The 26709-nt window shown below is 61.4% G+C and carries 26 protein-coding genes and 1 pseudogene; 16 read left to right on the top strand and 11 right to left on the bottom strand.

The features are described 5' to 3' along the window. Positions 1 to 51 precede the first annotated feature (51 nt). The 4 genes from HKK80_RS13860 to HKK80_RS13845 form a co-directional block, all read right to left on the bottom strand. Complete coding sequence (locus HKK80_RS13860) at positions 52 to 483, bottom strand: hypothetical protein (RefSeq protein WP_411800180.1); 432 nt, start codon at positions 481 to 483, stop codon at positions 52 to 54. Positions 484 to 771: 288 nt separating this feature from the next. Further along, positions 772 to 2607 (bottom strand): ribosome biogenesis/translation initiation ATPase RLI, encoded by a 1836-nt coding sequence (locus HKK80_RS13855; protein WP_411800179.1) that lies wholly within the window; start codon positions 2605 to 2607, stop codon positions 772 to 774. Next, positions 2608 to 2922 carry a hypothetical protein gene (locus HKK80_RS13850; protein WP_411800178.1) on the bottom strand — a complete coding sequence of 105 codons (315 nt, stop codon included), beginning with the start codon at positions 2920 to 2922 and terminating at the stop codon, positions 2608 to 2610. Positions 2923 to 3060: 138 nt separating this feature from the next. Continuing rightward, a complete protein-coding gene (locus tag HKK80_RS13845) occupies positions 3061 to 3357 on the bottom strand; it encodes a hypothetical protein (RefSeq protein WP_411800177.1) in 297 nt (98 codons plus the stop codon). 233 nt (positions 3358 to 3590) lie between these two features. Between HKK80_RS13845 and uvrA the strand changes: the two genes are divergently transcribed. Both uvrA and HKK80_RS13835 read left to right on the top strand, forming a co-directional pair. Then, positions 3591 to 6539, top strand: a complete 2949-nt coding sequence (gene uvrA, locus HKK80_RS13840) for an excinuclease ABC subunit UvrA (RefSeq protein ID WP_411800176.1) — start codon at positions 3591 to 3593, stop codon at positions 6537 to 6539. Between the two features lie 300 nt (positions 6540 to 6839). Beyond that, positions 6840 to 7925, top strand: a complete 1086-nt coding sequence (locus HKK80_RS13835) for a geranylgeranyl reductase family protein (RefSeq protein ID WP_411800175.1) — start codon at positions 6840 to 6842, stop codon at positions 7923 to 7925. Positions 7926 to 7936: 11 nt separating this feature from the next. Here HKK80_RS13835 and HKK80_RS13830 read toward each other — a convergent pair whose 3' ends face one another. Together HKK80_RS13830 and HKK80_RS13825 are read right to left on the bottom strand one after the other, a co-directional pair. Next, entirely contained in the window at positions 7937 to 8380 is a 444-nt protein-coding gene (locus tag HKK80_RS13830) for a type IV pilin (RefSeq protein ID WP_411800174.1), read from the bottom strand. Positions 8381 to 8441: 61 nt separating this feature from the next. Then, positions 8442 to 8885, bottom strand: coding sequence for a universal stress protein (locus HKK80_RS13825; protein ID WP_411800173.1), 444 nt, complete (start codon positions 8883 to 8885; stop codon positions 8442 to 8444). A 106-nt stretch (positions 8886 to 8991) separates the two neighbouring features. Between HKK80_RS13825 and HKK80_RS13820 the strand changes: the two genes are divergently transcribed. Next, the gene (locus HKK80_RS13820) at positions 8992 to 9441 is read left to right on the top strand and encodes a universal stress protein (RefSeq protein ID WP_411800172.1); all 450 of its coding nucleotides are present in this window, start codon (positions 8992 to 8994) and stop codon (positions 9439 to 9441) included. Between the two features lies 1 nt (position 9442). Here HKK80_RS13820 and HKK80_RS13815 read toward each other — a convergent pair whose 3' ends face one another. After that, positions 9443 to 9988, bottom strand: coding sequence for an N-acetyltransferase family protein (locus HKK80_RS13815; protein ID WP_411800171.1), 546 nt, complete (start codon positions 9986 to 9988; stop codon positions 9443 to 9445). Further along, the gene (locus tag HKK80_RS13810; RefSeq protein WP_411800170.1) at positions 9985 to 10347 is read right to left on the bottom strand and encodes a universal stress protein; all 363 of its coding nucleotides are present in this window, start codon (positions 10345 to 10347) and stop codon (positions 9985 to 9987) included. The genes HKK80_RS13815 and HKK80_RS13810 overlap by 4 nt, the downstream gene beginning before the upstream one ends. Positions 10348 to 10470: 123 nt before the next feature. Between HKK80_RS13810 and HKK80_RS13805 the strand changes: the two genes are divergently transcribed. The 3 genes from HKK80_RS13805 (at position 10471) to HKK80_RS13795 (ending at position 12243) form a co-directional block, all read left to right on the top strand. Further along, entirely contained in the window at positions 10471 to 11274 is an 804-nt protein-coding gene (locus tag HKK80_RS13805; protein WP_411800169.1) for a DUF5806 family protein, read from the top strand. Between the two features lie 72 nt (positions 11275 to 11346). Next, a complete protein-coding gene (locus HKK80_RS13800; protein ID WP_411800168.1) occupies positions 11347 to 11691 on the top strand; it encodes a hypothetical protein in 345 nt (114 codons plus the stop codon). Positions 11692 to 11757: 66 nt separating this feature from the next. Next, the gene (locus HKK80_RS13795; RefSeq protein WP_411800167.1) at positions 11758 to 12243 is read left to right on the top strand and encodes a metal-dependent hydrolase; all 486 of its coding nucleotides are present in this window, start codon (positions 11758 to 11760) and stop codon (positions 12241 to 12243) included. A gap of 24 nt (positions 12244 to 12267) precedes the next feature. Here the strand turns inward: HKK80_RS13795 and HKK80_RS13790 are convergent, their stop codons facing one another. Continuing rightward, entirely contained in the window at positions 12268 to 12627 is a 360-nt protein-coding gene (locus HKK80_RS13790) for a thioredoxin family protein (protein ID WP_411800166.1), read from the bottom strand. 181 nt (positions 12628 to 12808) lie between these two features. On the opposite strand from HKK80_RS13790, the gene HKK80_RS13785 reads away from it, so the two are divergent. Beyond that, on the top strand, positions 12809 to 13699 hold the full coding sequence (locus HKK80_RS13785; protein ID WP_411800165.1) for a CheF family chemotaxis protein: 891 nt from the start codon (positions 12809 to 12811) through the stop codon (positions 13697 to 13699). Between the two features lie 34 nt (positions 13700 to 13733). Here the strand turns inward: HKK80_RS13785 and HKK80_RS13780 are convergent, their stop codons facing one another. Beyond that, a complete protein-coding gene (locus HKK80_RS13780) occupies positions 13734 to 14453 on the bottom strand; it encodes an SDR family NAD(P)-dependent oxidoreductase (RefSeq protein ID WP_411800164.1) in 720 nt (239 codons plus the stop codon). A gap of 118 nt (positions 14454 to 14571) precedes the next feature. Here HKK80_RS13780 and HKK80_RS13775 point away from each other — a divergent pair, with 118 nt between their 5' ends. After that, on the top strand, positions 14572 to 14715 hold the full coding sequence (locus HKK80_RS13775) for a hypothetical protein (protein WP_411800163.1): 144 nt from the start codon (positions 14572 to 14574) through the stop codon (positions 14713 to 14715). A 226-nt stretch (positions 14716 to 14941) separates the two neighbouring features. Here the strand turns inward: HKK80_RS13775 and HKK80_RS13770 are convergent, their stop codons facing one another. After that, positions 14942 to 16792, bottom strand: a complete 1851-nt coding sequence (locus HKK80_RS13770) for a bacterio-opsin activator domain-containing protein (RefSeq protein ID WP_411800162.1) — start codon at positions 16790 to 16792, stop codon at positions 14942 to 14944. A gap of 328 nt (positions 16793 to 17120) precedes the next feature. On the opposite strand from HKK80_RS13770, the gene HKK80_RS13765 reads away from it, so the two are divergent. From HKK80_RS13765 to HKK80_RS13730, 8 genes and pseudogenes are all read left to right on the top strand, one after another. Next, the gene (locus tag HKK80_RS13765) at positions 17121 to 18146 is read left to right on the top strand and encodes a 4Fe-4S dicluster domain-containing protein (RefSeq protein WP_411800161.1); all 1026 of its coding nucleotides are present in this window, start codon (positions 17121 to 17123) and stop codon (positions 18144 to 18146) included. Between the two features lie 4 nt (positions 18147 to 18150). Beyond that, entirely contained in the window at positions 18151 to 19428 is a 1278-nt protein-coding gene (gene nrfD / locus HKK80_RS13760) for an NrfD/PsrC family molybdoenzyme membrane anchor subunit (protein WP_411800160.1), read from the top strand. Then, the gene (locus HKK80_RS13755) at positions 19425 to 22682 is read left to right on the top strand and encodes a molybdopterin-dependent oxidoreductase (RefSeq protein WP_411800159.1); all 3258 of its coding nucleotides are present in this window, start codon (positions 19425 to 19427) and stop codon (positions 22680 to 22682) included. The genes nrfD and HKK80_RS13755 overlap by 4 nt, the downstream gene beginning before the upstream one ends. A gap of 5 nt (positions 22683 to 22687) precedes the next feature. Then, positions 22688 to 23446 (top strand): molecular chaperone, encoded by a 759-nt coding sequence (locus tag HKK80_RS13750; RefSeq protein ID WP_411800193.1) that lies wholly within the window; start codon positions 22688 to 22690, stop codon positions 23444 to 23446. Positions 23447 to 23454: 8 nt separating this feature from the next. Next, a complete protein-coding gene (locus HKK80_RS13745; protein WP_411800192.1) occupies positions 23455 to 24519 on the top strand; it encodes a P-loop NTPase in 1065 nt (354 codons plus the stop codon). A 220-nt stretch (positions 24520 to 24739) separates the two neighbouring features. Then, on the top strand, positions 24740 to 25030 hold the full coding sequence (locus HKK80_RS13740; protein WP_411800158.1) for a hypothetical protein: 291 nt from the start codon (positions 24740 to 24742) through the stop codon (positions 25028 to 25030). Further along, complete coding sequence (locus HKK80_RS13735; protein WP_411800157.1) at positions 25030 to 25584, top strand: adenylate kinase; 555 nt, start codon at positions 25030 to 25032, stop codon at positions 25582 to 25584. Before HKK80_RS13740 ends, HKK80_RS13735 begins: the two co-directional genes overlap by 1 nt. Before the next feature lie 465 nt (positions 25585 to 26049). Further along, positions 26050 to 26709, top strand: a pseudogene (locus tag HKK80_RS13730) (RNA-guided endonuclease TnpB family protein); the annotation flags it as partial.

Below are 26709 nucleotides of genomic sequence, written 5' to 3'. Positions count from 1 at the left end.
GACCCACTGTTGGATGGTGTTGTCGCGCCAGAAAATACGGCTGCCAGCAGCTCAGTCTTCGAGCGCGTCGGCGATCCGGCGGAGCTCGCGGTTGGCGTCCCGCACCTCATCGCGGAGCTGGCGGATCTCACGGACGAGCTGTTCGTTGTCGTTCGACGACTCCTCGCCGCTACCCATCCCCGGCGGGCCGCCGCCCATGCCGCCCGGGCCGCCACCGCCGCCCATCATCCCGCTCATCATCTGGGCGAAGGGGTTGCCGCCACCGCCGCCACCCATCCCGCCGGGCGCGCCGGTGCCGCCGCCCATCATCTCCTCGGGGCTTGGGCGGCCTTCCTCGCCTTCCTCGCGTTCCTGCTCGCGTTTCTCGCGGATCTCCTCGACACGCTCGCGGAAGGATTTCTCCTCGCCGTCGCTTTCGCCCTCACCGTTGTCGGTGGCTTCCGATTCCTCGGCGTCCGGCGTGGATTCCTCGTCGTCTGTCATGGCTCCGCGTTCGACCGGGGGACGGAAAACGGTTGTTGGTTCGGGCTAGACGTGTTCGGCTGTGTGGGTTGATTCGTCAGAATCACGGACATAACCGCATAGAAAGCCCTCGACGCTCTCGACTCCCGGGACTCGCTGCGCTCCTCGTTCGCTTCGCTCACTGCGGTGCTTGCGTCGTCCGGGTTCGTCGGGAGCGTCTCGCCCTTTCAGTCCGCCAGGCCGTGGTTTGGTCGGCCGGCCGACCCACCTGTTTGCCTGCCGTCTCTCTGCGTCGGCAACGGTAGCGACTTACGCGGAGTAGTAGTATTCGCCGTCGCGTTTCTGCTGGCTGTCCTTCTGGCTGCCCGGTTTGTTGATCCGGGGCCGACCCGTGCCTTCGTCGCGGCGGAACGTGATATCGAGGTCAGCCAGAAAGTCGTTCATGCCGGCGCGCATCTCCTGTGGCTCGGTGGCGTGGCCGTGTTTGGCCGGCTCGCCGTCGAAGACCATCAACCGGTCGGCCAGCAGATCGATCATGTAGATGTCGTGGTCGATGACGAGCGCGGTCGCGTCGTGGTTTTCCGCATACCGGCGGATCGCCGAGGTAGCCTGGACGCGCTGTTCGACATCGAGGTGGGCGGATGGCTCGTCAAGCACGTAGAGGTCGGCGGGCTCCGAGAGACAGGCCGCGATGGCGACGCGCTGGCGTTCCCCACCCGAGAGATCGGTGAGCTGCTGTTCCATGATCGGATCGAGCTGGAGCGGCTGGGCGACTTCAGTGTTCCAGTAGGAGGTGCCGAACTCGTCGGTGATCGACGAGAGGAAGCTATCGACGCGCATTGGCTGGTCGATCTCGATGTACTGCGGCTTGTAGGAGATCTCAAGATCGAAATCAAGCTCACCGTCGTCGGGGTCGATGTTGCCGGCAAACAGCTTGGCGAGCGTCGATTTCCCGATCCCGTTGGGGCCGACAACGCCCAGTACTTCACCCTCGTGGATCATGCCGGCATCGACATCGAGTGCGAACTCGCCGTCGCCGTAGGACTTGCTGAGTTCGGGGTATTCGACCAGCGGCGTGCCGCGGCTCGTCTCCCGGGGGGCGTGTTCCTCGAAGGTGATCGACTCCGGCCGGATGCGCATGTTCTCGTTGTTGAGGTAGCCCTCCAGATACTCGTTGATCCCGTTGCGGACGGATTTCGGATCGGTCATCACGCCGAAGACGCCGGGTTCACCGTAGGCGACGTGGAGTGTGTCCGCAAGGAGGTCGAGAATCGCAAGGTCGTGTTCGACGACGAGCATCGACCGATCGGCCTCGGGGTCGTCGGCGAGTTCGCGGATGAGCCGGGCGACGACCATCCGCTGGCCGATGTCGAGATACGGCGTGATCTCATCGAGGAAGTAGAAGTCGGCGTCCCGTGCGAGCGTCGCCGCGATGGCGACCCGCTGGAGTTCGCCGCCACTGATCGAGTCGATAGGTTGATCCATGATCGGCTGGATCGAGAGTCGTTCGACTAGTTCGTCGAGCACACCACGTTCGTCGGTCTGCTCAAGCAGTTCGCGGGTGTTGCCGTCGAACTGCTTGGGGATCTGGTCGACGTACTGCGGTTTGCGGGCGACGGTGATATCGTCGTCCATCAGCTGTGTGATGTAGTTTTGGAGCTCGGAGCCGCGGTAGCGATCCAAGACGGCCTCCCACTCGGCGTCGCCGTCGAACTCGCCGAGATTGGGGACGAGCTCGCCGGCCAACGCCTTGACAGCGGTCGATTTCCCGATCCCGTTGGGGCCGAGGATGCCGGTGACGTTGCCCGGTGCGGGAACCGGCAGCCCATACAGCGCGAAGGCGTTGTCGCCGTAGCGGTGGGTCGGCTCGTCGTCGAGTTCCTGGGGAAGGTTGATGATCTCGATGGCGTCGAAGGGGCATTTCTCGACACAGATGCCGCAGGTCTCGCCGAGACAGAGTTCCTCGGAGATGCTGATCTGGTCGGGGTCGCCCTCATAGCGGTCGTCGTCCGCGAACCGCTCCTCGCGGGTGATGATGCACTCCTCGCCCGTCCGGTTCGGCGGACAAAAGTTTGCACACTCGTAGTTACAGCGATCGGGCTGACAGCGGTCGAGATCGACAACCGCGATGCTGTCGTCGGCCATCTACGCTCCCACCGCCGACGTGAGCAACACCGTGTAGGTGATAAACCAGAGACAGAACGTCATAAACGCGATATAGAGGTTGTCTTTGATCCCGAAGTCGCTGATATCGACGCCGACGACCTTGAGAATCGGGAACTGGATCAGGATCGCCGTTGCCACGAGGAGTGCCTGCCCCGTGCCGATCGCGTCGGCGGCCGTGGTGCCGAAGATCGTTGCCGATCCGAGTGCGGCCCCCAGCCCGGCCAGACAGGCGACCGTCGTGACCGTCACCCCCCGCATGTGATCGGAGAGCCCGGTCGTTGTGTCAGTAGCCATACCCACCGTTCCGAGAGCCGTCATCAAAAGGAGTTCGCTTGGGCCTGAGCACTGTCGCCGGCGATGCGGCCGATAAATTGGCGGTGTGTCGGTCGATTACGGTGTTGCCACGACGCGGCACCTCCCGCAGCAGTCGGCTCAGGAATCGGGCTCTTCGACCGCGTTGTCGTCGTCGACACGGTCGAGATATCGTTTCAGAAACTCCGTCTCCGAGAGGCCATCGCCCTCAATGTCGACCAGCAACGACTCCAGGCCCGCCCGTGGCTGGTGGGAGAGTTCCCGAAAACAGTCCTTACAGAGGTGCTCAAACTCCTTGTCATGTCGCTCCCAGCGGTTGCCGGTCTTGTCGTACTCGCGGGCGGCCGACCGCGGCACTGACTCCCCACAGGCGATACAGATGACTGTCCTGTCGTCATCGGAGCCAGCACCTAACATACAGAGCCGGTACAGGATCGATCCACTTAGCGTTTGTTTCAGTCTACCAAGAGGTACCTGGGCGGCTGACTCGGGTCGGCTGCGGTCGAGATCGCCAGTATCCCCACCACGTTGCTCACGACAGACCGACACACGGAGCGGGCGCGTTAAGTCGGTCGAACCCCTGCCTGGGGTATGAACCGCGTTGTCGCCACACCAACCATTTTGCGTCGCTGCCGGGTGACTCAGACACGATGAGCCGCGACGTGATCGAGGTTCGCGGCGCGGAAGAACACAACCTGAAAGAGCTCGATGTTGAGATCCCCCGCGAGGAGCTCACCGTCGTCACCGGGCTGTCGGGGTCGGGCAAATCCTCGCTCGCCTTCGACACGGTCTACGCCGAGGGCCAGCGACGCTACATCGAGTCGCTGTCCGCGTACGCCCGGAACTTCCTCGGGCAGATGGATAAGCCGAAGGTCGAAGCTGTCGAGGGGTTGTCGCCGGCGATCTCAATTGATCAAAAGAACGCCGCAAACAACCCCCGGTCGACGGTCGGCACGGTCACCGAACTCCACGACTACCTCCGGCTGCTGTACGCCCGCACCGGCACCCAGTACGATCCGATTACCGGCGAGGAGGTCGGCGAGCAGAGCCCCCAAGAGATGGTGCGACAACTGCTTGACTTCCCCGAGGGCACACGCGCAAAGATCGCCGCGCCGATCGTCCGCGACCAGAAGGGAGCCTTCGAGGATCGATTTGAGAACCTCGTCAGCGAGGGCTACGCCCGCGTCGAGGTTGACGGCGAGGAGTACGACCTGACGATGGAGACGCCGGACCTCGATCAGAACTACGACCACACGATCGACGTGATCGTCGACCGCGTCAAACTCGCTGACGACGCCCGCTCGCGGCTCACCGACAGCGTCGAAACCGCACTGGCGGAGGCCGACGGCGTCCTCAAGGTGATCATCCCCGATCCGCCCGAAGAGCCACCGATCGGCTCAAACACGCGCTCGACGGGCGATCTCGCCGGCGACGGCGACGACCGCCTGACCGTCGAGTTCTCCGAAACACTCGGCAACCCGAACAGCGACTTCCAGTTTTCGGAGATCGAGACGCGGTCGTTCTCGTTCAACAGCCCCTATGGGGCTTGCCCGGAGTGTGAGGGAATCGGCCAAGCGAAAGAGGTCGACGAGGATCTCGTGATTCAGGATCCGAGCAAACCACTGAAACACGTCTTCGAGGCCTGGAGCTACAACCGGTCGTACTACCGCACCCGGATCGACTCTGTCGCCGAGCACTTCGGTCTCAGCCTCGACACCCCGTGGGAGGAGATCGACGACGACATCCAGCGACAGTTCCTCTACGGCACCGACCGTCAGGTCGTCTTCGAGCGGTCGACGCGCAACGGCACCCGCCGGAAGGAAAAGCGGTTCGAGGGCGTGATCCCGAATCTGAGTCGGCGGCACGTCGAGACAGATTCCGAGGGAACCCGCGAGCACATCGAGGAGTATATGGCCGTCACCGAGTGTCCCGAGTGCGACGGCACCCGACTCAAGGAACAGTCCCGCCATGTTCTCGTTGACGGCACGTCGATCACCGAGGTCAACCAGATGTCGATCGGTGATGCGCGGCGACATTTCGAGGGCATGGAGGACAACCTCTCGGCGCGTGACCGCACCATTGCCGAGGAGATCCTCAAGGAGATCCGCGCGCGACTCGGCTTCATGGAGGAGGTTGGGCTCGAATACCTCACGCTCGACCGCGAAGCCTCGACCCTCTCCGGTGGTGAGAGCCAGCGGATTCGGCTGGCCACGCAGGTCGGTTCCGGGCTCGTCGGCGTGCTCTACGTCCTCGACGAACCCTCGATCGGGCTTCACCAGCGCGACAACGACCGTCTGCTCAACACGCTTGAAGGGCTCAAGGATCTCGGCAACACCCTCGTTGTCGTCGAACACGACGAAGAGACGATGCGGCGGGCCGACACCATCATCGACATGGGCCCCGGCCCTGGCAAGCGCGGCGGGGAGATCGTCGTCCGCGGCGATTTCGATGAGGTCTGTGCGAGCGAGGAGTCGATCACCGGCGACTATCTCGCCGGTCGCAAGGAGATCCCTGTCCCCGACGACCGCCGCGACGGCGACAGCGAACTCCGGATTCGCGGCGCGCGCCAGCACAACCTCACGGATCTCGATGTGTCGATCCCGACCGGCGTCTTCACCGCGATCACGGGCGTCTCCGGCTCCGGCAAATCGACGCTGATGCACGAGATTCTCTACAAGGGCCTCGCTCGGGAGATGAACGACAACACGAGTGTCGATCCCGGCGACCACGACGCTATCGAGGGGATCGACGAGATCGAAACCGTCCGGCTGATCGACCAGTCGCCTATCGGCCGGACGCCGCGGTCGAACCCCGCGACTTACACCGACGTCTTCGACTACATCCGCGACCTCTTCGCCGAGACAAAACTCGCCAAACAGCGCGGCTACAAGAAGGGCCGCTTCTCGTTCAACGTCAAAGGCGGCCGGTGTGAGTCCTGCGGCGGGCAGGGCACGGTCACCATCGAGATGAACTTCCTTTCTGATGTGCAGGTTCCCTGCGAGGAGTGTGACGGTGCGCGATACAACGACGAAACGCTGGACGTGACCTACAAGGACAAAACGATCGCCGACGTACTCGATATGGAGGTCGCCGAAGCCTACGAGTTCTTCGAGGCTAACACCCAGATCCGCCGCCGACTCAAACTCCTGAAGGACGTGGGTCTCGGCTACATGTCGCTCGGCCAGCCCTCGACGACGCTGTCTGGCGGCGAGGCCCAGCGCGTAAAACTCGCCGAAGAGTTGGGCAAGAAACAGACCGGCGACACGCTCTACCTGCTCGATGAGCCGACGACGGGCCTCCACAAGGAGGACGAGCGCAAACTGATCGACGTGCTCCAGCGACTCGTCGACAACGGCAACAGCGTCGTCGTCGTCGAACACGAACTCGACCTGATCAAAAACGCCGACCACATCATCGACCTCGGGCCGGAGGGCGGCGAGGGCGGCGGTGACGTTGTCGCCAGCGGGACTCCCGAATCGGTCGCCCAAACTGACGAGTCGCACACGGGACGCTACCTGCGCGACCTGCTTCCGAAAATCGACCGCGAAGGGCCGCGCTCGGATCGACGCAAACCGGCCAAGGTCGCCAGCGACGACTGATTGGCTTAGCCTTTTTTCCTCGCCCAACCAACTGCCGCCCCTGGCGGAATGAAAGGGCGAGACACGCTCGCCGAACCCGGCCGACGCAAGCACTGCAGGAGCGAACGTAGTGAGCGACGAAGCGCGCAGCGAGCGCGCGGTCGACCGAAGGGAGACCGCGACCCGCTCGAACGGCGACCGACGGGAGTCGTGAGAGTCCCGGGAGTCGAGCGTGTCGAGGGCTTTCTGGCTGTTATCGACCTCTACAACTTCTTCCCGAAAACAAACAAGCTAAACATCCAGTTCAACTAACCCACAGTAATGTACGATTTCGTCGTCGTCGGCATCGGCCCTGCCGGCGCGCGGTTCGCCCGCCGGGCCGCCGAATCGGGCTACGACGTGCTCGGCCTCGAAAAGGGCACCGTCGGCACCCCCCTCGCCTGCTCGGGCCATGTCAGCACCGACATCTGGGACTATGTCCCCGACGACGCCAAAGCCGACCTCCTGCAGAACCGCGTCTACGGCGCGAACTTTTACACCGGTGGTCCCGACAGCGACGCCAACCTGTTCTACAAAACCGACGAGATCTCGAACGTCATCGACCGCGTCGAACTCGATCGCACGCTGGCCGACTGCGCCCGCGACGCCGGCGCGGAGATCCGCGAGGGCCACACCGTCACCGGCGTCGACGAGCGCGATGATCGCGTCGTGCTCACCGTCAGCGTCGCCGACGAATCCGACCCCGTAGAAATCGAGGGCCGCATGGTCGCCGGTTGCGACGGCCCCGTCTCTCGCGTCCGCCAGGCGGTCGAACTCCCCGAACCGGAAGAAAAGCTCCACGGCGTCCTCGCCTTTACCGACGAGGAGGATCACGGCGACCACGTCGATGTCCATCTCACCGTCCCGCGATTCTTCGCGTGGCGCATCCCGCGCGGTACGGCCGGCGTCGAGTACGGGCTGGCGGCCGCGCCGGGCGAGGATGTCAACGACCGCTTCGATATCCTGACCGAGCAGTACGATGTTGACACCGATCACTTCTGCTCGGGTGCGATCCCGATCGGCCCACCCGAGACGGTCACGACCGACCGCGTGTTCCTCATCGGCGACGCCGCCGCCCAAACAAAACCGTTCACCGGCGGTGGGATTCTCTACGGGATGACCGCCGCCGACTGTGCGGCCCGGCACATCCAGCCGGATCGCCCCGACTCGCTCGGGATCTACGAGTCGGCGTGGCGCGAAACCCTCTCAAGTGAGATACGCCTCGGTCACCTGATCCGGCGTGGCTACTCGCTACCGAAACCGGTTCAGCGACTTGGCCTTCGGGCACTTTCGGGCGAGATCGGCGTCCACATGGACAAGCCGACCTCGCTGTTCTCGAAGCAACACCTCAAGCGCGTGTTTTCCTGATTTCGAATCGATTACGGCCACTCGCGGCTGTCGATGGTGTTTGCGGAACTGCTTGATGGATTTTCCCAGATGATTCGGACGGTGGTCTCATCATCGACAACGCCGTCATCATCTTCGATTGTCACGCTGTCTCCGGCTTGGATTGTTCCATGCCAATCTTCGACCGTGAAGTCATTGGCATCGTCTGCTGGGAAAGCATCCTTCCCGTCGATTAATACACTGATTGTCGAGTTATCGATACTATCACCGCTGACGTGAGTAATGGTAACTTCTTCATCATCCTCAAACTCGTAGTCGAAGGCGGCTTGCGGTGGCTGTTCGGAGACTCCACTGGCGAAATCAAGCACAACAGTCCCAAGCACCGTTGCCAGAATCACCGTCAGTGCAACCATCAGGATCACGCCGATCACCGGCGAGACGCCACGGTCGTCGGTCGAAGACGAAGGATCGACCATCGGTATCCCGCCGTGGCCCCGGCTTCGTACTTGAAGCTACGGCGCGGGCGACGCTGCCAGCCTACGCGGCGTCGACTGCTTCGTCGTCCTCAACGGCTGCCAGCTGTCGCACCGTCAACACCGGCACCGGACAGCGGCGAACGACGTTTTCGGCGACGCTGCCGAGGAGAAACCGGTTTTCGCCGTGGCGGCCGCGTGTGCCAGTGGTGACCAGATCAGCATCGATCTCCTCTGCGTAGGCGGTGATCTCTTCGGTTGGCTCACCCTCGCGGACAGCCGTCACCACGGGTTGGTCGGTTTCGGCTTCGACCGCAGCGAGGGCGTCCTCGGCGTGGGCGGTCAGCTCGGCCCGGCGGTCGGCGGCGTCATCCTCGTCGGCGTCGGTGTCGACCACCGACAGCGCGTGGACGGTCGCATCGAACCGGTCGGCGACATCGAGTGCGACGGTGACCGCCCGGCTGACGCTGTCGGAGCCGTCGGTCGCCACGACGATCGTCTCAAACATAGCCGGCGGTTCGACCGCGGCGGTCATAAATTGGTGGTGTTCGACAGCAAGCGGGGGTCGCCGACGGAAGGGAGTGTTTTTGTGGTCGCCGGGAGAGGGATGGGGTATGGCCGACCTGGATATCGAGCTCGTTGTCGTCCCGGTCGACGGGAGCCCGGCGTCGACGACCGCCGTCGAGTACGCGGTGGCGATCGCCGACCGCTACGACGCGGCCGTCCATGCTGTCTATGTCCTTGGTGAGCCGCGGGTACGCGGGCTGGCCGACGGGACGGTTACCGACGCCGAGATCGCCACTGACACCGAATCGTTCAGCGGGACGCTCGATGCGATCGCTGCCGACGCCGGGGTCGAGCTCTCGACCTCGATCACCCGTGGCTTCTCGACGGAGATCAAGACGCTCCACCCGGGCAGCGTTGTCCTCGATACGGCCGAGGAGCTTGGCGCGGATTTCGTCGTCGTTCCGCGGGAGCCAGCCGGCGACAGCGACACCGATGTGTTGGAGAAAGCCGCCGAATACGTGCTGCTGTACGCGAGTCAGCCGGTACTGTCGGTCTGAGCTAGTCGTCCTCGGCGAGCCGGATCGCCATCTCAAGCTCGAAGCTTTCGGCCCCTGTTGTCTCGAAGCCAACCTTCTCGTACAGCGAGACGGCGGCGTGGTTCCACCGCTCAACGGTGAGCCAGACGCAGTTGATCCCCTCGCTGTGGCCGTAGCCGAGCAGCGACTCGATCAGGTGGGTGCCGATCCCGGCCTCCTGGTAGTCTTGGAGGACGAAGATCGCCAACTCGTAGTCGTCGTCGCCGTCGGGGACGAGCGTCGAGTGGCCGGCGGCGGTGTCGCCGTCCCAGGCGATCAGATTGTAGCAGTCATCGGCGAGGATGCCGTCAAGCCAGGTTCGCACCCGCGACTCCCGCCCCGGGGGAATGCCTTGGGCGCGATCTGCGGGGTCGAACTCGACGTACATCTCGGCCAGCGCCTCGTACTCCGCTTCGGAGCCATCGTACGGGCGGATCTCGATGTCACGACCCTCCCGATCGGTGAAGCGAACGGGTGGCTGCTCAAACGGGCCGGACACGGTCTCGGGGAAGCGACGTTCCGAATTCATCGGACAAGAGTCACCGTGGTGTGTGCGTTGAGGACGACGAACTCAACCGTTTTGTCGATCGTGATCTTTCCCATCGGGCTCGTTTGGCCGCCGGCCAGGACGATCTCGTCGAACCCTTCGGTTTCGGCGATGTCGACGAGTTCGCTCCCCGGCTGGCCCTCAACGTGGCGTGTCGAGGCGGCGATATCGTAATCATCCAGCGTCGCTGTGACGGTCGCTTCCAGCGACTCGTCGGTGGCTGTCTCGGGGCTGCAGATGGCGACGGTTAGCTCGTCGCTCACCCGTGCCGCCCGCCGGATGGTTCGTTCGATGGCGGCCGGCGAGGCGTTTGGGCTGCCGACCCCCACGAGTACGTTCATGCAAGAGACGGTTACGGCGACTCGGTAAAAGCGTTGTCCGTCCGTGCGAGCCGGATCGGTCGTCGCTCCCCTGCCGATGCCAGCCACGACAACGTTTTTCAAGCGGCCGTTCGGAGGGGCGATATGGACGACGACGCCCCCGACGCCGCGCCCGAATCACCCCCCGGCGACGATGCGGGAGACGATGATCGCTCCGTTGGCGACGATGGCTCGGCTGCTGCTGACCGCTCCGTCGGCGACGACGGTTCTGCTGCTGACCGCTCCGTTAGCGACGATGGCTCGGCTGCTGCTGATCGCTCGGGTGCTGACGACCCCGTTGCGGATACCGGATCGATCGAGGAGGCCGACGGAACGTCCCCGACTGAGGGGAATGCGGACGCGGCTGAGACGGATATCCCGGCCGACGTGCGCAAATACGAGCGGTTTACCAAGATGGACGGCGCGCAGTACGACCGCGTCAACGAGTTCCTGCGGGATCGCACTTACATCACCGCCCGCGAGTGGGCTATCGCACGGCTCTGTGCGGATTTCCGTACCGAGACCGGCGTCGAGATGACGAAGATCGGCGAAAACCTTCCGGAGTTGGTGCCGTTCATGACTGACACCTACAGCCCACAGGCCGTCAACCAGGCTCGGTCGTCGTTTGAGGATAAGGTGACCCAAGCCGGCGCGACGTTCCTCTATGGGGCGATGTCGGGGTTTTTTACCGCTGATGAGCTCGACGACCTGATGTATGAGGTCACCGAGATCGCCAAGTTCCTTTTGGAGGTCGAAGGCGTCGACCTCGCGGTCGCCGACGAACTTGACGCCGAGGAGCGGATCTCCTCGGTGATGCGGGATGTCCGCAAACAGAGCGCGGAGCTCCGGACTGAGGAGGTTGAGTGCCCCAACTGCGGTCACACCCACACCCCTGACTCCGCCGAGTAAGGTGGGGTGAGTTTCCCGGGGCGAGTTGGTCGCAGCCGACAGTTTAATACTAATGTTAATTCGTTATAATGTATGGCCAGCAATGCGTCCCTGGATGTCCCGGACGATCAACCGCAGTCCGAGCAGACAGAGATCATCCTGCTTGATGAGGATACCGAACAGGAGATCGGTGCCGTCTCCGGCTGTTCGCCGCCGATTCCCGCCGTCGGCGACCTCGTCAGTCTCCATAACTTCCAGTTCACCGACGACGCCAATACCACGCGTCCCCGCGGCGAACAGGATATGAGTTTCCGCGTCGTCGACCGCGCGGTGCACTACTCGATTGTCGATGCCGATGCGCAGGGGCTTACCACCGAGGTGCGTCTGTACGTTGTCTCGAAGGAGGAGTGGGCTGTTCGTCGACAACGCGGGAACTGATGGCGGCGATCTGATCCGGTTGGTGGGAGTCGAACCGCTTTTGTGGCTGCTCGGCGGCGGTGGCGTATGTACCGCAAGGGCCATCTCGGCGTCTCGCTGCTTGTGTTTGCGCCGGTGGGGTACTGGCTTGTGACCGTCGGTGCCCCCGAAGCCGCGCTGTTGACGGGGGCGGTGATGTGCTGGCTCGCCATGCTGCCGGATGTCGACCACCGCCTTCCGGTGATCGAGCACCGCGGGATCACCCACCCGCTGTTGTTTGCGGCTCTCATTGCCGGCCTGTTTGGCGCGGTCGGAACCGCCCTTGCGGGTGCGTTCAGCGTTGCCGGGATGGGTCTCAGTGTCTTTGGCGTTCTGCTCGGCGTCCTCGTTGTCGGTGCCCATCTCGTCGGCGACGCACTCACACCTGCCGGCGTTCCCTTGTTGTGGCCGTTGCCACAGCACTATTCGCTGTCGGTGACGCGGGCGGACAACACGCTTGCAAACTACGGCTTGTTTGTCCTTGGGATCGCTGTGACCGGCGTGTGGCCGGTTGTTGCCGTCGGACTCGGCTGAGGAAGCGTCGCCTGCGACACAGTGTTATGAGTTCTGGTGGGATTCGATCCAGTCGGTGAGGTCGTCGCCGCTGATGAACCCCTCGGCGCGTCTTGCGGTCGGCTCACCGTCGACAAAGAGCACAAAGAGTGGCACACTCCGCACCTCAAAGCGGTCGATAAGCGGCGGATCGTCGCGCGGATTAACCGTACCGATCGGGATCGAAACCTCCCGGGCAAGATTGCTGACAACGGGCTCCATGCTCTGACAGATGCCACAGCCGTCGGTGTAAAACTCCACGAGTGCGACGCTCGGCTCCGCGATGAACGCATCGAGTTCGGCCGCACTCGTGAGTCGGGTAACCGGCGGTTTCGGCGGGGGGTCTCCGTCAGCGGACTCGGACATACCCTCCATACAACGTGTGAGCGTATAACTGTCGTGTGCTGATTGTCGATGCGTTTCATCTCCGGCGACGCTGTGCCGACATCGCTCCGGCGAGCACCAGTGCGGATGGTCCGTCGTCGACACAGGCGTGATAACGGGGATATATACGATAGCAGGGCGTATCACCCGTTACGACAGGGAGATGAGTGCCGTCGGCAACTCCACCGATTTCACAGCCAGCTTTCAGACACGATTTTACTCCAACGCCATCAGGCGGTCGGATGTCCAGAACGGCGTCTGTGAGATCGACAGCGACGGCATCTCGCTTCGGGCCGGCAGTCAAGCACTGGATATCTCTCTCGATGACGTGCGGGATCTCACCGTCGGCTCCCCGCCAGAGAAACTCAGCGACGACCTTGACCGGGTATTCGGGATCAAATTCACCCCCGGCGGAAACCCCCGGATCTGTTTTCTGGAGTACGATCCGGAGCACGCCGACATCTTTGAGTATCACCTGTTTGCGGAGATCATCAACGGGGCCGATGGGCTGGTTGAACTGGCGGCCCAGCGGGGTGGCCAACAGACTGACGCAGACACAGAGCGGGTCGAGGTCGCAATCGAACCCGAGCGCGTGGTCTTTGAGCGGGATGCAGCACCATCGAAACCGATCGCCCTTGGCGAGATCGTGAACATCAAATCCGGCAAACGAACCATCGGTGAGTCGAAACGAGATGCGATCAAGGTCGATTACATGAAATCCCAAACACGGATCACCAGCTACCTGAGCCTCATCGAGCCGCGGCTGCAACATCTGTTCAACCGGTATCTTCGGACGGAGTACGCCGAACTCGAAGCGGAGATCGATGCGACGGATGTGAGCGAAGCCGAAACCCAACTGGTCATCGGCTACTACACCACGCAGAATCTGAAACAGACCATGCAGGCACTCACCGATGGAAACACGAGCGAATTCGAGTCGATCTATGAGGACGCATTAGAGCATGGATTAGTTACCCATCCCGACGACGGCGTGGGACTGACACAGAAGGGAAAGATGCTGGCTAACACCGAACTCGCCACGGTGAATACCTAACACTTGCTCCCGCGTCGTTGCTGGCCTCGAACCCCTACATGAACTCCGTCTTCTGTGGGCCGTTCGTGATATGTACCTCGAAGGGCTGGGTACTGTGATCGTCCTGGTCGACGAGATGCCAGTAGGTCTCTGCGATCGACTCGGGATCCAGTAGTGTATCAGCATCCCGCTCGGGATCACGCGCCCGCAAATCGGGGGTATCGATCTGGCCGTCAAGGACGACGTGGGCAACGTGCACTCCTTCGGAGCCGAACTCCTGGGCGATATCCATCGCCAGCCCGCGGGCTGCGAACTTCGCCGCGGTGAATCCGATCGTTCCACCGAGACTTCGAACGGCCGATGTCGCACCGGTGAAGATGATCGTCCCACCGCCGGTCTCACGCATGTCCTCGACGGCCTCCCGCGAGCAGACGAACGCGCCACGGGCGGTGACCTCCCAGGCGGTTTCGAACTCGTCCAGTGAGATGTCGGCGAGGCCCTTCCAGGCGGCGGCACTGGCGTGGTTGACGAGGATATCCACGCGTCCGAAGGCGTCTCTGACCGTCTCGAATCCAGATTCGATGGCCGCAACGTCCTGTAGATCAGTTGGGACGGCCAGTCCCTCACCGGGATCTGGCAGGTCGTCAGCGAGTGTTTCGATATACTCCGCGCTCCGGGCGAACAGCGCGACAGTACACCCATTGGCTGCGAAGGTTCGTGCGACCGATGCACCCAGTCCCGGCCCGACACCAGCGATCACGGCTGTCTGCGCCATACGCCCCCTTGGACGCGCAACGCCAAAACACTCCGGGCGGGTGGGGCCGCAGCGTGTGTCCAGCCTCTCGATTTCGGCTGACCGCTGTCGTTATTGCTCATCGCCGCTAACATGTGGTATGCTCTGTCTGCAATTCTTCTCGTGTACCGGCTGTGAGACGGTCTATGCAGATGTCGCCGAGCCCCCGACCTGTGATCGCTGTGAGAGCGAGCAGTTTGAGACGCTTGCATCGGAGCGACAGGCGATAGCGTATTTTACCTGATCCAGGCCTTGCCCGAAACTGTCGCTCCACCACGCCACCGGGATCGAGTCTGCCAACCATCAGCACCGCCAGTATGCCACCGGCCAGCATCGGGTTCTCCGTGGCCTCCTCGTGAGGGGCAGTCTGTGACAGCCCAATTAATAACCGGCCGGACACAGGATCCCGACCCAGAAACAGCGTTTCACACCCCCATCCACGACGACCCACGCTCGGCAGTTACCCGTGGTCAGCCGGGGGCGGATGTCACCGTCTCGCTGAAGAGGCGTTCGAACAGTTTGTGTTCTGCCGCCCGCAGATGCTGTGTGAATGTGGTCTGGGTGATGTCCATCATCTCGGCGACCTCCTCACCGCTATTGGTTCGCGGCCACTCGAAGTATCCCGCAAAGTAGGCCGTTTGTGCGGCTTCACGTTGGCGATCAGTCAATGCTGATTCGAGCTGTGTTCGGAACTCAGCCTCCGTCTGAATATCCCGTTCGCGCTCGATCTTCGCCACCAGTGTTACCCCACTGTATGTCGACTGCAGCGCGTCAACGAAACTTCGAATATCGTTTGAACTGGCAAGCTGTGCGACCAACTGGCCACTCGTGCCGGTGATCGACAGCGACTCAATGCTCGCGCCATACTGCGCCAGCGTGGCGACGATCGCCGCACCGTCGTCGACCAGCCAAAACAGATGACAGTCATCGTTCGTACAGACGTGTTGGATCGTCTCAATGTGGGTCGCCTCATCCGCGTACTCACTGACCGCTTCAGGTGTCGCCCCGGTGACCGCGATATACTGGCGTCGTTGCCCGTCGGCGTCGGCAGCGATATGCTCCACCTCGACGGTACAATCTAGCTGTGCCGCAAGGGTCGCCAGCGGCTCGGTAACTTCGCTCAGCCGAAAGGTAAGCTCGGTCATTGTGTCCGAGGTCAGTGTCTGTTTTTGCTCCGCAGCGTTGATCGCGTCGGCAACAGTCTGACCGAGTTCGACGAAGAGTTGGGCCGGCAGCAGCTCAGCCGTTTCGGCGTCGGCTGTTTCGATGACGAGCACGCCATACTCGGCGTCGTGGTAGACCAACGGGACGACGATCGCATGCGTTTCGACAGCGGTGGTCTCGGAGTGGTGTGCGACCGGCGCGACAACTGCTGTCTCGGTTTCGAGGGCCTCGTCCACCGGTGTCGACGATGGTGTACACAGGGCTTCGATATGATCCGCCAGTGTGGTTTTGTCGGTTCCGGCCCACGCCCGCGGTGAGACTGTTCCATCGACAACCCCTCGGTCGGCGATCCATGCCGCAGTAAATCGGTCTCCGTCAACAAACTGCTCACAGACGGCGTGTTCGATCTCTTCGCGCGTTGCCGCTGAGAAGATCTCCCGATTAATGTCACGTAACAGTTCGTTCGTGGTGTTTAGCAGTTCTAACCGGTCGTTCTGTTCGGCGATCCGAACCTCCCGCTGTTTTCGGTCTGTGATGTCTCGCTCAACGGCAACATAGTGCTCGATCGTTCCCTCATCATCGGTGATGGGAGCGATCGTGGTATCGGCCCAACACCGCTCGCCGGATTTTCGTCGGTTGGTGAGCTCACCATCCCACACCTCCCCGGAAGAGATCTGTGTCCACAACTCCGCATAGAAGGCCTCATCGTGCTCGTCAGACTGCCAGAGTCGGGGGTTCTCGCCGATCACCTCATCGGGCGTATACCCCGTGACCGACTCAACAGCCGGATTGGCGTACTCGATCGTCCCGTCGGGGTCAGTGAAGAAGATCGCGTGTCCGGCGTGTTCGATCGCCTTTCGAAACCGCCGAAGGCGATCGTTGGCCTGCTGCAGCTCTCGTTTGATCGTCGTTTCCTCGTCGACATATGTTGAGAGGTAGTAGACAGTCAGCACCGCGAGGACGCTCACAACCAATCCGGGAAGCTCCTCAACGCCGGTTCGACCGGTTTGCATTGTCAACAACTGGCGGAGCGCCATGAATGACAACATGAGTGTCAGAAAGCCAAACCGCCGGTCGTTGCTCCGCGAGAGCAACAGCAACGAGTAGCCGGCCCCGAGTAGTCGCAGCGCGACCGAGACAACCAGAATCAGGTTCATCGCTGCCCTCCCGGTTGCCTCTGTGTCTCTCGACCGATCCCACTGCCTGTTTGTCGGTACAACCAGTCCATATGCGGGCGTTGCGTGTCATCCGTGATAAACAACCGTGCTCATCGCCCGCTTGGTGGGCGCGACCGACACACCGCCTGTAATCGGGGATTGACCCGCGTCCCAAACAGTATTGGTACCCCCATTATCGGGCTATCAGCCGGCTCTCGGTGGGGCAAACAGTATTGGTACAACTCTCACAACGGGTGTCGCCGTACATCTATGTGTATGATCGACGAACTGAAACGGTTCATTTGGGGCCGACCGACGAGGTGGAACGATGAGTAGCGCGGATAGTGAGGTGTTTCCGGGCGTTCCAAACGTCGGCCGCGAGGAGCTTGATGCGATGGTCGACGCCGAGACCCCCGACCCACGCGAGGAGCTCGCTAAGGTTGACGCCGACACCGACCTCGGGATCGAGATGGCCGAGGACGCAAAGCGCGTCTCACGCGGGGAGCTCTCAGCCGACGACTACTGGGCCAAACACGACACGGCTGCGGCCGCCGAGTTCGGTGACGCCTATCGTGAGACGCCGAATCCGGCAGTCGATGCTGGCGACCAGACTATCTCGACGGACACCGCCGAGTCACTGCAGTGTACCGTTGGCTCGATTGACTCGGTCGCCGCCGAGACGGCCCAAACCGACGACGGTGAGGGTGGCATCGGTGCGGGCGACGAGAAGTGGGGGATGGTGATCGACCTCCAGAAGTGTGTGGGCTGTGACTCCTGTACGGTCGCCTGCAAGGCGGAAAATCGGACGCCACCGGGCGTTTCCTACAACGTCGTGATGGAGGAAGAACACGGTGAGTTCCCCAATACGACCCGGACGAACGTCCCCAAACCCTGCATGCAGTGTGAGAACCCACCCTGCGTGCAGGTGTGTCCGGTCTCGGCGACCTACAAGATGGACGACGGCGTCGTCAATATCGACTACGATCGCTGTATCGGCTGTCGGTACTGTATGATCGCCTGCCCGTACGGCTCGCGGCATTTCGATTTCGGCGAGAGCTACGACGACGAGGTTGATGAGGCCGGCGAGATCACCAGCCCCGAGTACGGCGTCGATCGCGGCAAACGCGAGGAGAACAAATCACCCATCGGCAACGTCCGGAAATGCAGTTACTGCACCCACCGGCTCGAGCGCGGCGAGGAGCCAGCCTGCGTTGAGACCTGCATTGGTGACGCTCGAAATATGGGCGATCTTGACGATCCCGACAGTGAGGTCGCCGAGATGGCCGACTCGGATCGGGCGTTCCAACTGAAAGAAGACGAGGGAACCGACCCCAACATGTACTACCTCAAATAGACCAATGGCAACACACACACCACCAGCAGGCGCTGATCTCGGCTTCGAGAGCGACCGGCTTCGCCGCGTCTGGTACGGGTTTATCGCCGTGTTACTGGCAGCCGGCGCGGTCGCACTGTATGTGCGACTCACACAGGGGCTTACGAGCACCAATCTGACAAGCATCGTCCCTTGGGGCGCGTGGGTCGCCTTCTATATCTACTTTGTTGGGCTCTCAGCCGGCGCGTTCCTTGTCAGTACGCTTGACACCGTCTTTGGGCTCCCAGGGCTTGATCGGATCAGTCGTGATGCCCTGTTTGTCTCACTCGTTAGCATGGCCGTTGCCCTGTTGTTCATCTGGGTTGACCTCGGTCGGATGGATCGGATGTTCTTCCCGTTCATCTGGCGGCAGTTCAGCTCCGCGCTGTCGTGGGAAATCCACGCCTACGTGTTGTATATGGGCGTTATCGGCAGCAGCCTGTATTTCTCGATGCGGGCGGATCTGGCCCGGCTTGCCGCCCACAGCTCTGGGCTCCGCGAGCGGATCTACACGCTCCTGACGCTGCGCCGTGATGAGACAACAGCCGCTGCCGAGCGGGTTGATCGCCGCTGGCTCAAACGGATCGGGATCGCTGGCATCCCGCTCTCACTGTTTTTCGTTGTTGGTGGCGAAGGGGTGCTCTTTGCGGTCGCCTCAGCCCGCCCCTACTGGAACAGTGGCCTCTTCCCGGTGATATTCGTCGTCTCGGCCTTGCTGGCCGGCACCGCGTTTATGCTGTTGCTGTACGTGCTTCGAACGCGACTGCTCGACGGCGCGACAATCGACCGCGACCTGGTCGATCGGATGGGAACGCTGCTTATCGGGCTCATCATCGCCGATATCGCCATTACGGCGATCGAGCTCCTGATCTCAGTTGTCAGCTTCCATGCTGAGGTGATCGAAACATGGCAGGTTATCATGTTCGGTGAGATGTCGTGGTCGTTCTGGTGGTTCATGATCGGGGCTGCGTGGGTGTTCCCCCTGGTTTTGTTAACAAACGAATCGTGGCGGCGACAGCCGTCGGTCGCGGTTGTTGCCGCGCTGAGCATCGCCATGGGTGTCGTCGGGGTGCGGTTCAATCTCGTCGTGCCGGCCCAGATCCTTCCGGTACTGGAGGGCCTCCCGCATGGATCGTACTTCCCAACAGCGGTCGAATGGGTCTCAAGTTTCGGGATCATGGGTGTCGGACTGCTCCTGTATACGATCGGCGCGGAGATCCTCCCGTTGACACCACTACCTGAAACTGAGAGTGATACACAATGAGTGCTGATAAATCAGACGACGACGGCGTCTCCATTTCACGCCGTGATCTCGTCAAGGCGGTTGGTAGTATCGCTGGTATCGCGGCCGCGAGCAACGTGGCTGTTGATGCAGATGTAGAGAACTTCTGGACAGACAACGCCCAACATTACGTCGGCGACGAGTACGGTGAGTACGGCGCAAGCGACGTGATCCATACGACCTGTGGCCAGTGTAACAGCTTCTGTCCGGTCAAGGTGCGACTCGCAGACACCAGCGGCACCGGCGAGTATAGCTCGCTGATTCGCAAGCTAGCGGGCAACCCATACTCGTTCCTTACCACCGAGCCGTTCGGGCAGGTGCCCTACAACAGCGACCCTGAAGATGTCGCCATGGGCGATCTGGAGGGCTCCGGCGATGTTGACACTGACCGCTGGTCGCTGTCCGGCGGACGCATCTGCCTGAAGGGACAGGCGGGTATCCAAACAGCCTTCGACAGCTACCGCGTCCGCAAACCGATGAAACGCGTCGGGCCTCGCGGCTCCGGCGAGTGGGAAACAATCTCGTGGGAGCAGGCTATCGAGGAGATCGTCGACGGCGACGACGACCTCGGTCATCCCGGCCTGCGCGAGATGTGGGCGCATGCCCCCAAAGATGCGGTAATGAGCGACTGGGCGGCCGTCCAAGACGGTGCAATGGCAAAGTCGGCCTTCGACGACAAGTGGGACGACAAGCTCATTGACACAGATCACCCCGATCTGGGCCCGAAAGCAAACCAGATCGTCGATATCGGTGGGTTCCGTCGAAACTTCATCCGGACGCGACTCTGGAAACAGGGATTGGGCTCAACCAATAGTTTCCACCATGCCGGAACCTGTGGGCTTTCGAGTGTGATCGGGAACGTCCGATCGTACAACGCCCCGAAGAAACGCCAGTACCCCGACATCGACGAGGCCGAATACATCCTCGTGTGGGGGACGAATCCGATGGTCGCCAACAAGGGGCCGACGTGGCTCGCACCCAAACTGACCAATGCGATCCAAGACGGCCTCCGGATGGATGTTGTCGACCCTCGGCTTTCGAAGACCGCCGAGAAAGCCGAGACGTGGGTGCCGGTCGACCCCGGTGCCGACGGTGCCCTCGCCATGGGGATGGCCCGGTGGATTATCGACAACGACCGCCATGACCTGTCGTACCTCCAAAACCCATCGCAGGCGGCCGCCGGCACCGATAACGAGCCGACTTGGAGCGACGCGACGCACCTCGTGATGGTTGAAAAAGACAGCGGCCCGAAAGCGACGGCGGCCGATCTCGGGCTCGTTGCACCGGGTGCCGAGACCGCCGATGATTTCGTCGTTGTCGACGCCGCCTCAGGTGATCCACGCCCGGCCAGCGAGGTTGACACGGCGGTACTCGATGTCGATGTGACGGTCAACGGCACACGCGTCGAAAGCGTCTGGAGTCAGTATCGCGACCGCGTGTTCGAACACACCGTCGAGGAATACGCCGAGATGGCGGGTGTCTCGACTGAGACCATCAGCGAGATCGCCGACGAGTTCACCAGCCACGGGAAACGGGCGGCGATCATGCAGTATCGCGGCTCGGCCAAACACACCAACGGCTTCCACAACACCCGCGCTATCGCGACCCTTCAGCATCTCATCGGCAACTACGACTGGAAGGGTGGCCAGATCACCCCCTACGCGGGGTATAACACGATGTCGGGGCGCTATCAGTTAGGCAGCGTGCCCGATGCCAACGGCTCATGGGGCATCCCTCTGACACGCGGCGGTGTCAACTATGAGGACACCACACTGTTCGATCGCGACGACGGCTATCCGGCAAAACGGCCGTGGTTCCCTGTCTCACCGGCCCAGCAAACCCAGGAGATCTACGGGAGTGCCGCCGACGAGTATCCGTATGGGATCAACGCCCTGTTCATCAGGCCATACTCAAACAACCATGTGATGGCCGTTGCTGGCGGCGACCAGATCCCTGAGATACTACAGGACACCGAGACGATCCCGCTTGTGGTCGCCTCAGACACGGTCATCGGCGAAACCAGCAAACACGCCGACTACATCCTCCCCGAGCCGACCTACCTTGAGCGCTGGGAGAACTTCGGCACCTACCCGAACAAGCGGCTGGCCGACGAGAAGATCAGCCAACCCGCCGTCTCGGTCGTCCCTGATGCCCGGCCGTTTGAGGACGTGCTTATCGACATCTGGAAGGAACTGGATCTTCCCGGTGTCGGTGAGGCGTCGATCCCCGACGGCGACGGCGAACTGTGGCCGCTCGAACAGGCAGAAGACTTCTATCTCAAGCTGGCGGCCAACATCGCCTACTCGCGGGAGCCGGTGGCTGACGCTACCACCGACGAACAGGCCGTGTTTCGCGAGAGCCACGAGAAGGGGCTTGGCGACGCCTTCGATCTCGACCGCTGGAAACAAGCCGTCACGGACGACGAGTGGCTGAAGGTTGTGACGATCCTCAACCGCGGCGGGCGGTTTGAGGAGCCGGCCGAGGATTATGAGACTGCGTTCCGCCAGCAGGGCCACGACTACGATTACGCCGGGCGACGCGACGATACCAACGCCTACGATGGCGACCATCTGGAGTACAAGCTTGGCGCGCGGGTGAACTTCTACAGTGATGCCACGGCGACAGGCAAACACTCCTTTACCGGCGAGCGGTTCGATCCGCTGCCGAAGGTCGACGACGTGACACATTACAACGGCGATGTCCAGGCGGCTGTGCGCAGCGACGACGACCCCGATCGTCCACTGCGATTGATCAACTGGAAACCACGCACACAGGGCATGCACCGCACGCAGAACAGTCCGTGGCTCCGAGAGACCCAACCAGAAAACCCCCTGTGGATCAACCCTGACGACGCTGCACAACGTGGCATCGAGAGCGGCGATGAGATCACAATCGACGCTGGTCGCCGCCGTGTCGACGGTATCGCACGGGTCACTGGCGGCATCCGTCCCGGTGTCGTCGGTGCGGCGTGGGGGTGGGGACGAAGTGGCGATGGGGCAGCAGCACAGACTGTTGATGGCGACACCCAAGACGCAGCCGAGGACGATGGCCACACCCCCTACAAGTTTGACCACCCGACGCGTGACGACGCGGGCATTGCAAAAGGGAGGGATGCCGGCTTTGCGATCAATCACATCCAGCCGCTCGATAACGAACTCGGCGATACGGGCCTGTCGGATATCGTTGGTGGAAGCAACGGACAGTATGATGCTTTCGTCGAGGTTGAACGGCGGTGAGTCAGATGTCCGCTCACAATCCTGATGACCTCGATGCTGCGGATCCGCCTGCCGACGACCCCGACGCCGGTACGATGGCCGCTGCCCGCGGGCGCACCTACGCCCTGTTAGCAGCAACCTTTGATGGTGACATCGACCAGGTGGCAACAGCGCTTGCCGACAACACGTTCGCTGACCTTGCGGCGGTGCTCCCGGTGGATCTCAACACGGAGCCGCTCGTGCGTGACGACCCCGACGAGCGGGCGCTGAAGATCGGGTATGACAATCTGTTCGTTGTTCCCGGTGAGCATTACGTCCCGCCGTTTGCCTCCGGGCATGCGACCGATCCAAGCGAAGAGTTCGAATCGGATTCACCGTACCACACGGCCGGCGATTCCGGTGAATTGCTGGGTGATCCGGCCGCCAGAATGACTCAACTGTACGATGTGGCCGGCTTCGAACCCGACCGTGGCGATGGGATCCCAGACCATGTGGCAGCCTGCTTCGAGTTTATGGGCGCGCTCTGTCTGCAGGAGGCACGGCTCACCGATGATCCGACCGCTGTCGACCGGCTTGCTACCATCCACGAGTTGCAGGCATCGACGCTTGCCACACTCGGCTGGCTCGATCAGTTTGAGGCGGCCGTCGCAAACGAGGACACCGTTGAGGGTGTCTTCGCCGGCATCACTCGACTCGCCCGGACGTTTACCGCATGGGACGCTCGCGATGGTGTTCAAACCGCGGTACCGACTACCGACCAAGACACAGATACCACTTCACAATGACAACCGATATCGATGCCTCTGACCTGCGTGATCGCCTCCGTGCCGTCGATGATCCGGCACTTGGAACTGATATTGTTACCGCTGGCGTCCTGCTTGATGTGACAATTACTGACGACACCGCTGAGATCGAACTCGCTCTTGGCGCGCCGCACGCACCGGACGAGGCCGAAATCGCTGACCACATCCGCGATGTCGTCGCTGAAACCGGATTAACGTGTGAACTGTCCGCGAACGTTCCGCTCATCGACGACCACGAAACGAGCGTCATGCCCGGCGTCCGAAATGTCATCGTGGTTGCCTCCGGCAAAGGCGGTGTCGGCAAAAGCACGGTCGCTGTGAACCTGGCCGCCGGATTAGCTGAGCGTGGTGCCGACGTTGGGCTCTTCGACGCTGATGTGTATGGGCCGAATGTCCCGCAGATGCTCGGCTCCGAGGCTGAACCTGAGGTGACCACTGTCAACGGCGAAGACCGGATCGAACCTCCAACAGCTCACGGACTTGAACTCATGAGCGTCGGCCTGATGATCGAGGAGGACGACCCGGTTGTCTGGCGCGGCCCAGTCGCCCAAAACACGCTCACAAACCTGTTCGAGGATGTCTCGTGGGGTGGTCTCGACTACCTCATTGTTGACCTGCCGCCGGGCACCGGCGATGTTCAGCTAACCATCCTGCAAAATCTACCGGTCACCGGGACAGTAGTTGTCACGACGCCGCAGTCGGTGGCGGTCGACGACGCTCGCCGCGGCGTTGAGATGTTCGCCGAATATGGCACAAACGTGTTGGGCGTCGTCGAAAACATGAGCGGATTTGTCTGTCCTGACTGTGGGAATCAGCATGATATCTTCGGCGACGACGGCGGGCAGTCACTGGCTGCGGCTGTGGACGTACCCTATCTTGGGTCGCTCCCATTGGATCCGGCGGTTCGGATGGGTGGTGACGAGGGGAACCCGATTGTTCGTCGTGAGAACAACGACACCGCCGAGGCCTTCACATCCCTTGCGGGAACGGTCGCAAACAAGGTTGGGATTCTGCGCCGGCACCACCACCAACAGCAGGCTGCCGCCTCGGAGTAAACCTGCGTTTTCGTCGCGGGCACATTTTGCTGTCAGTGCGTGGCCGGCGAGAGTGAAAACCGATCAGACCGGTTCGATGTTCAAAGAGCGGAACGACGACCGCTAGAATCGCTGCTATCCGTGCGTACGTGATCCGCGCCGTGAACGGCACGGAGGATGTCACCGCCCAACTAGCCCGTCCGACCCCAACCGATTTATCCTGTGCCATACAATATTACCCATGCGACTCCCAGAAACGCGCGACCTTTTTGCGCAACAACTTCAGTTCCCCGTGACACGATCGACGGTGTTAGACACTGTTGGCGACACTGTGCTGCACGCACCAAGCGGGGAAAATAAGACGATCGGCGATGTGATTCAGCGTTGCGAAATCGATGAGTTTGAGTCAGCCGACAGCCTGTATGATAGTCTGATGACATTCGTTGGCGATGAGTTCATCGGGCGCAAATTCTACGACGACCGAGGTGGCGTCGGACCGTCACAGGATGACGACCAGGAGGTGAATTTCTGATGAGCGTTACGCTCGTTTCCGGGGTCACTGGCGTTGGCCTCTCCAGTGTCTGTCAGGCCGTTCGCGGCAAGCTTGCCGGTAATTACAAACTACTCAATTTCGGCGATGTGATGCTTGAGCAAGCCGCAACCGCCGGGATAACGACCGACCGAAGTGAACTGGCGACGCTGTCACAAACACAGACACGCCGACTCCAACGGCGGGCGGGTGAATTCATCGCGGATGAGGCCACCCAGACGAACGTCATTCTATCGACGCATTTGGCGGTTGAAACTGAGAGTGGCTACGTGCAAGGACTGCCCGATGAGGTGCTGGACGATATCGCTCCGAATGCGTTTATTCTGGTCGAGGCCGACCCGGAAACGATTCTGGATCGCCGTACCGACGCTGAAGCAGCGACCGCAACTGCCACCGAGCGCAAGATCGCGTTCGAACAACATTTGAACCGATCAGCCGCGCTCCAGTACGCACGCGATCAGGACGCACCGGTGCAGTTCTTGGAGAATGAAGGGAGTATCGCGGACGCAGCCGACCGGTTAGCAGCTAACCTGTGATATCCCTCCCGCGTTGCACAGGGTTCCAACGTCTCGTCGGGCTGAACCCTGATACGACGCTCCCATATCGGAGAGGGTATCTCTCCCACCCCTAAATCTACCAAAATATGATATATCGGCGTTGATACTCGACGATTATACCCAGATAGCCAAACGAAACAGAACAGATGAATTAGAGCCATCGACAATAGTAACAAATTGACAAACAGGGGCGGTGTGTGGCTGTGTTCGTTGAGCCCGAGTTTCGAGATGGTAAACAGCGTTCGTTCGCGGTCGTTATAGAAAGGCAAGGTGAATACACCCGCCTTACCGTGAGGAACGAGCGTTACGACCGCCCCGGTCGGAACCGAGTGACGAACAGGCGGGTGATGAAACCGACACGAGCAGGCAACATCCACACCACGATAGCATAGCCGGATATTCCACAGTATTTAATAATTGGGTTTTCATAACAATATACACTGGATGCAGGCCACCCGCCGAACACATGTCTGTCGCATCACAAACCACACGCAGGTAGCTGATGCACTCGACAGACACGGCTGGTCTGCATCTAAACTCTGGAACGTCGCCAATTACTACGCCCAACAACAGTGGGACGAAACCGGGGAAATTCCCGATGAAAGCGAACTCAAACACGAACTGAAAACCCATCCAAAATACAAGGGACTGCACTCACAGTCCAGCCAGAACGTTCTCGAAGAGCTTTCTGAAAGCTTCAGTTCGTGGCTCGGCTCCGATGACGACCGGGACAATCCTCCGGGATATCGTAAGCGCAACTACTACGATAGCGACGGCAACAGAGTCCACGAAGAACATCCGCGCTCAACCGTGACGTGGAAACAGAGAGGTATCCGTCACGACACGAAACACGGGCGAATCCGCCTCAGCAAAGGCAAAACTCACAAAGACGGACACGACTTCATCCTTTGTGAGTACGACGCACCGCCGGAAGTTGAGCTACCCAATATCCAGCAGGTGCGGGCCGTCTGGAATACCACAAAGAACCGCTGGGAGTTACACGTTGTCTGTGAGCATGAGATTGCTACCGAGTCGCCGGGCGACAAAACCGCAGGTGTCGATCTCGGGATCTGTAACCCTGCGGCGGTCGCCCTACCGGATGAT

The organism is Halonotius sp. F2-221B, assembly GCF_046719765.1.
In the GTDB taxonomy this organism is placed as follows: domain Archaea; phylum Halobacteriota; class Halobacteria; order Halobacteriales; family Haloferacaceae; genus Halonotius.
The sequence above is the reverse complement of the archived record's forward strand: the minus strand, read 5'-3'. Positions and strand labels throughout refer to the sequence as shown.

Bases quoted from the DNA above. Each gene is read 5' to 3' on its own strand.
- HKK80_RS13785 (WP_411800165.1), top strand. From the start codon at position 12,809: ATGAGTGCCGTCGGCAACTCCACCGATTTCACAGCCAGCTTTCAGACA.
- HKK80_RS13850 (WP_411800178.1), bottom strand. From the start codon at position 2,922: ATGGCTACTGACACAACGACCGGGCTCTCCGATCACATGCGGGGGGTG.
- HKK80_RS13855 (WP_411800179.1), bottom strand. From the start codon at position 2,607: ATGGCCGACGACAGCATCGCGGTTGTCGATCTCGACCGCTGTCAGCCC.
- HKK80_RS13810 (WP_411800170.1), bottom strand. From the start codon at position 10,347: ATGAACGTACTCGTGGGGGTCGGCAGCCCAAACGCCTCGCCGGCCGCC.
- HKK80_RS13845 (WP_411800177.1), bottom strand. From the start codon at position 3,357: ATGTTAGGTGCTGGCTCCGATGACGACAGGACAGTCATCTGTATCGCC.
- HKK80_RS13795 (WP_411800167.1), top strand. From the start codon at position 11,758: ATGTACCGCAAGGGCCATCTCGGCGTCTCGCTGCTTGTGTTTGCGCCG.
- nrfD (WP_411800160.1), top strand. From the start codon at position 18,151: ATGGCAACACACACACCACCAGCAGGCGCTGATCTCGGCTTCGAGAGC.
- uvrA (WP_411800176.1), top strand. From the start codon at position 3,591: ATGAGCCGCGACGTGATCGAGGTTCGCGGCGCGGAAGAACACAACCTG.
- HKK80_RS13740 (WP_411800158.1), top strand. From the start codon at position 24,740: ATGCGACTCCCAGAAACGCGCGACCTTTTTGCGCAACAACTTCAGTTC.
- HKK80_RS13750 (WP_411800193.1), top strand. From the start codon at position 22,688: ATGTCCGCTCACAATCCTGATGACCTCGATGCTGCGGATCCGCCTGCC.
- HKK80_RS13830 (WP_411800174.1), bottom strand. From the start codon at position 8,380: ATGGTCGATCCTTCGTCTTCGACCGACGACCGTGGCGTCTCGCCGGTG.
- HKK80_RS13765 (WP_411800161.1), top strand. From the start codon at position 17,121: ATGAGTAGCGCGGATAGTGAGGTGTTTCCGGGCGTTCCAAACGTCGGC.
- HKK80_RS13770 (WP_411800162.1), bottom strand. From the start codon at position 16,792: ATGAACCTGATTCTGGTTGTCTCGGTCGCGCTGCGACTACTCGGGGCC.
- HKK80_RS13820 (WP_411800172.1), top strand. From the start codon at position 8,992: ATGGCCGACCTGGATATCGAGCTCGTTGTCGTCCCGGTCGACGGGAGC.
- HKK80_RS13805 (WP_411800169.1), top strand. From the start codon at position 10,471: ATGGACGACGACGCCCCCGACGCCGCGCCCGAATCACCCCCCGGCGAC.
- HKK80_RS13780 (WP_411800164.1), bottom strand. From the start codon at position 14,453: ATGGCGCAGACAGCCGTGATCGCTGGTGTCGGGCCGGGACTGGGTGCA.
- HKK80_RS13755 (WP_411800159.1), top strand. From the start codon at position 19,425: ATGAGTGCTGATAAATCAGACGACGACGGCGTCTCCATTTCACGCCGT.
- HKK80_RS13790 (WP_411800166.1), bottom strand. From the start codon at position 12,627: ATGTCCGAGTCCGCTGACGGAGACCCCCCGCCGAAACCGCCGGTTACC.
- HKK80_RS13800 (WP_411800168.1), top strand. From the start codon at position 11,347: ATGGCCAGCAATGCGTCCCTGGATGTCCCGGACGATCAACCGCAGTCC.
- HKK80_RS13815 (WP_411800171.1), bottom strand. From the start codon at position 9,988: ATGAATTCGGAACGTCGCTTCCCCGAGACCGTGTCCGGCCCGTTTGAG.
- HKK80_RS13860 (WP_411800180.1), bottom strand. From the start codon at position 483: ATGACAGACGACGAGGAATCCACGCCGGACGCCGAGGAATCGGAAGCC.
- HKK80_RS13835 (WP_411800175.1), top strand. From the start codon at position 6,840: ATGTACGATTTCGTCGTCGTCGGCATCGGCCCTGCCGGCGCGCGGTTC.
- HKK80_RS13735 (WP_411800157.1), top strand. From the start codon at position 25,030: ATGAGCGTTACGCTCGTTTCCGGGGTCACTGGCGTTGGCCTCTCCAGT.
- HKK80_RS13775 (WP_411800163.1), top strand. From the start codon at position 14,572: ATGCTCTGTCTGCAATTCTTCTCGTGTACCGGCTGTGAGACGGTCTAT.
- HKK80_RS13825 (WP_411800173.1), bottom strand. From the start codon at position 8,885: ATGTTTGAGACGATCGTCGTGGCGACCGACGGCTCCGACAGCGTCAGC.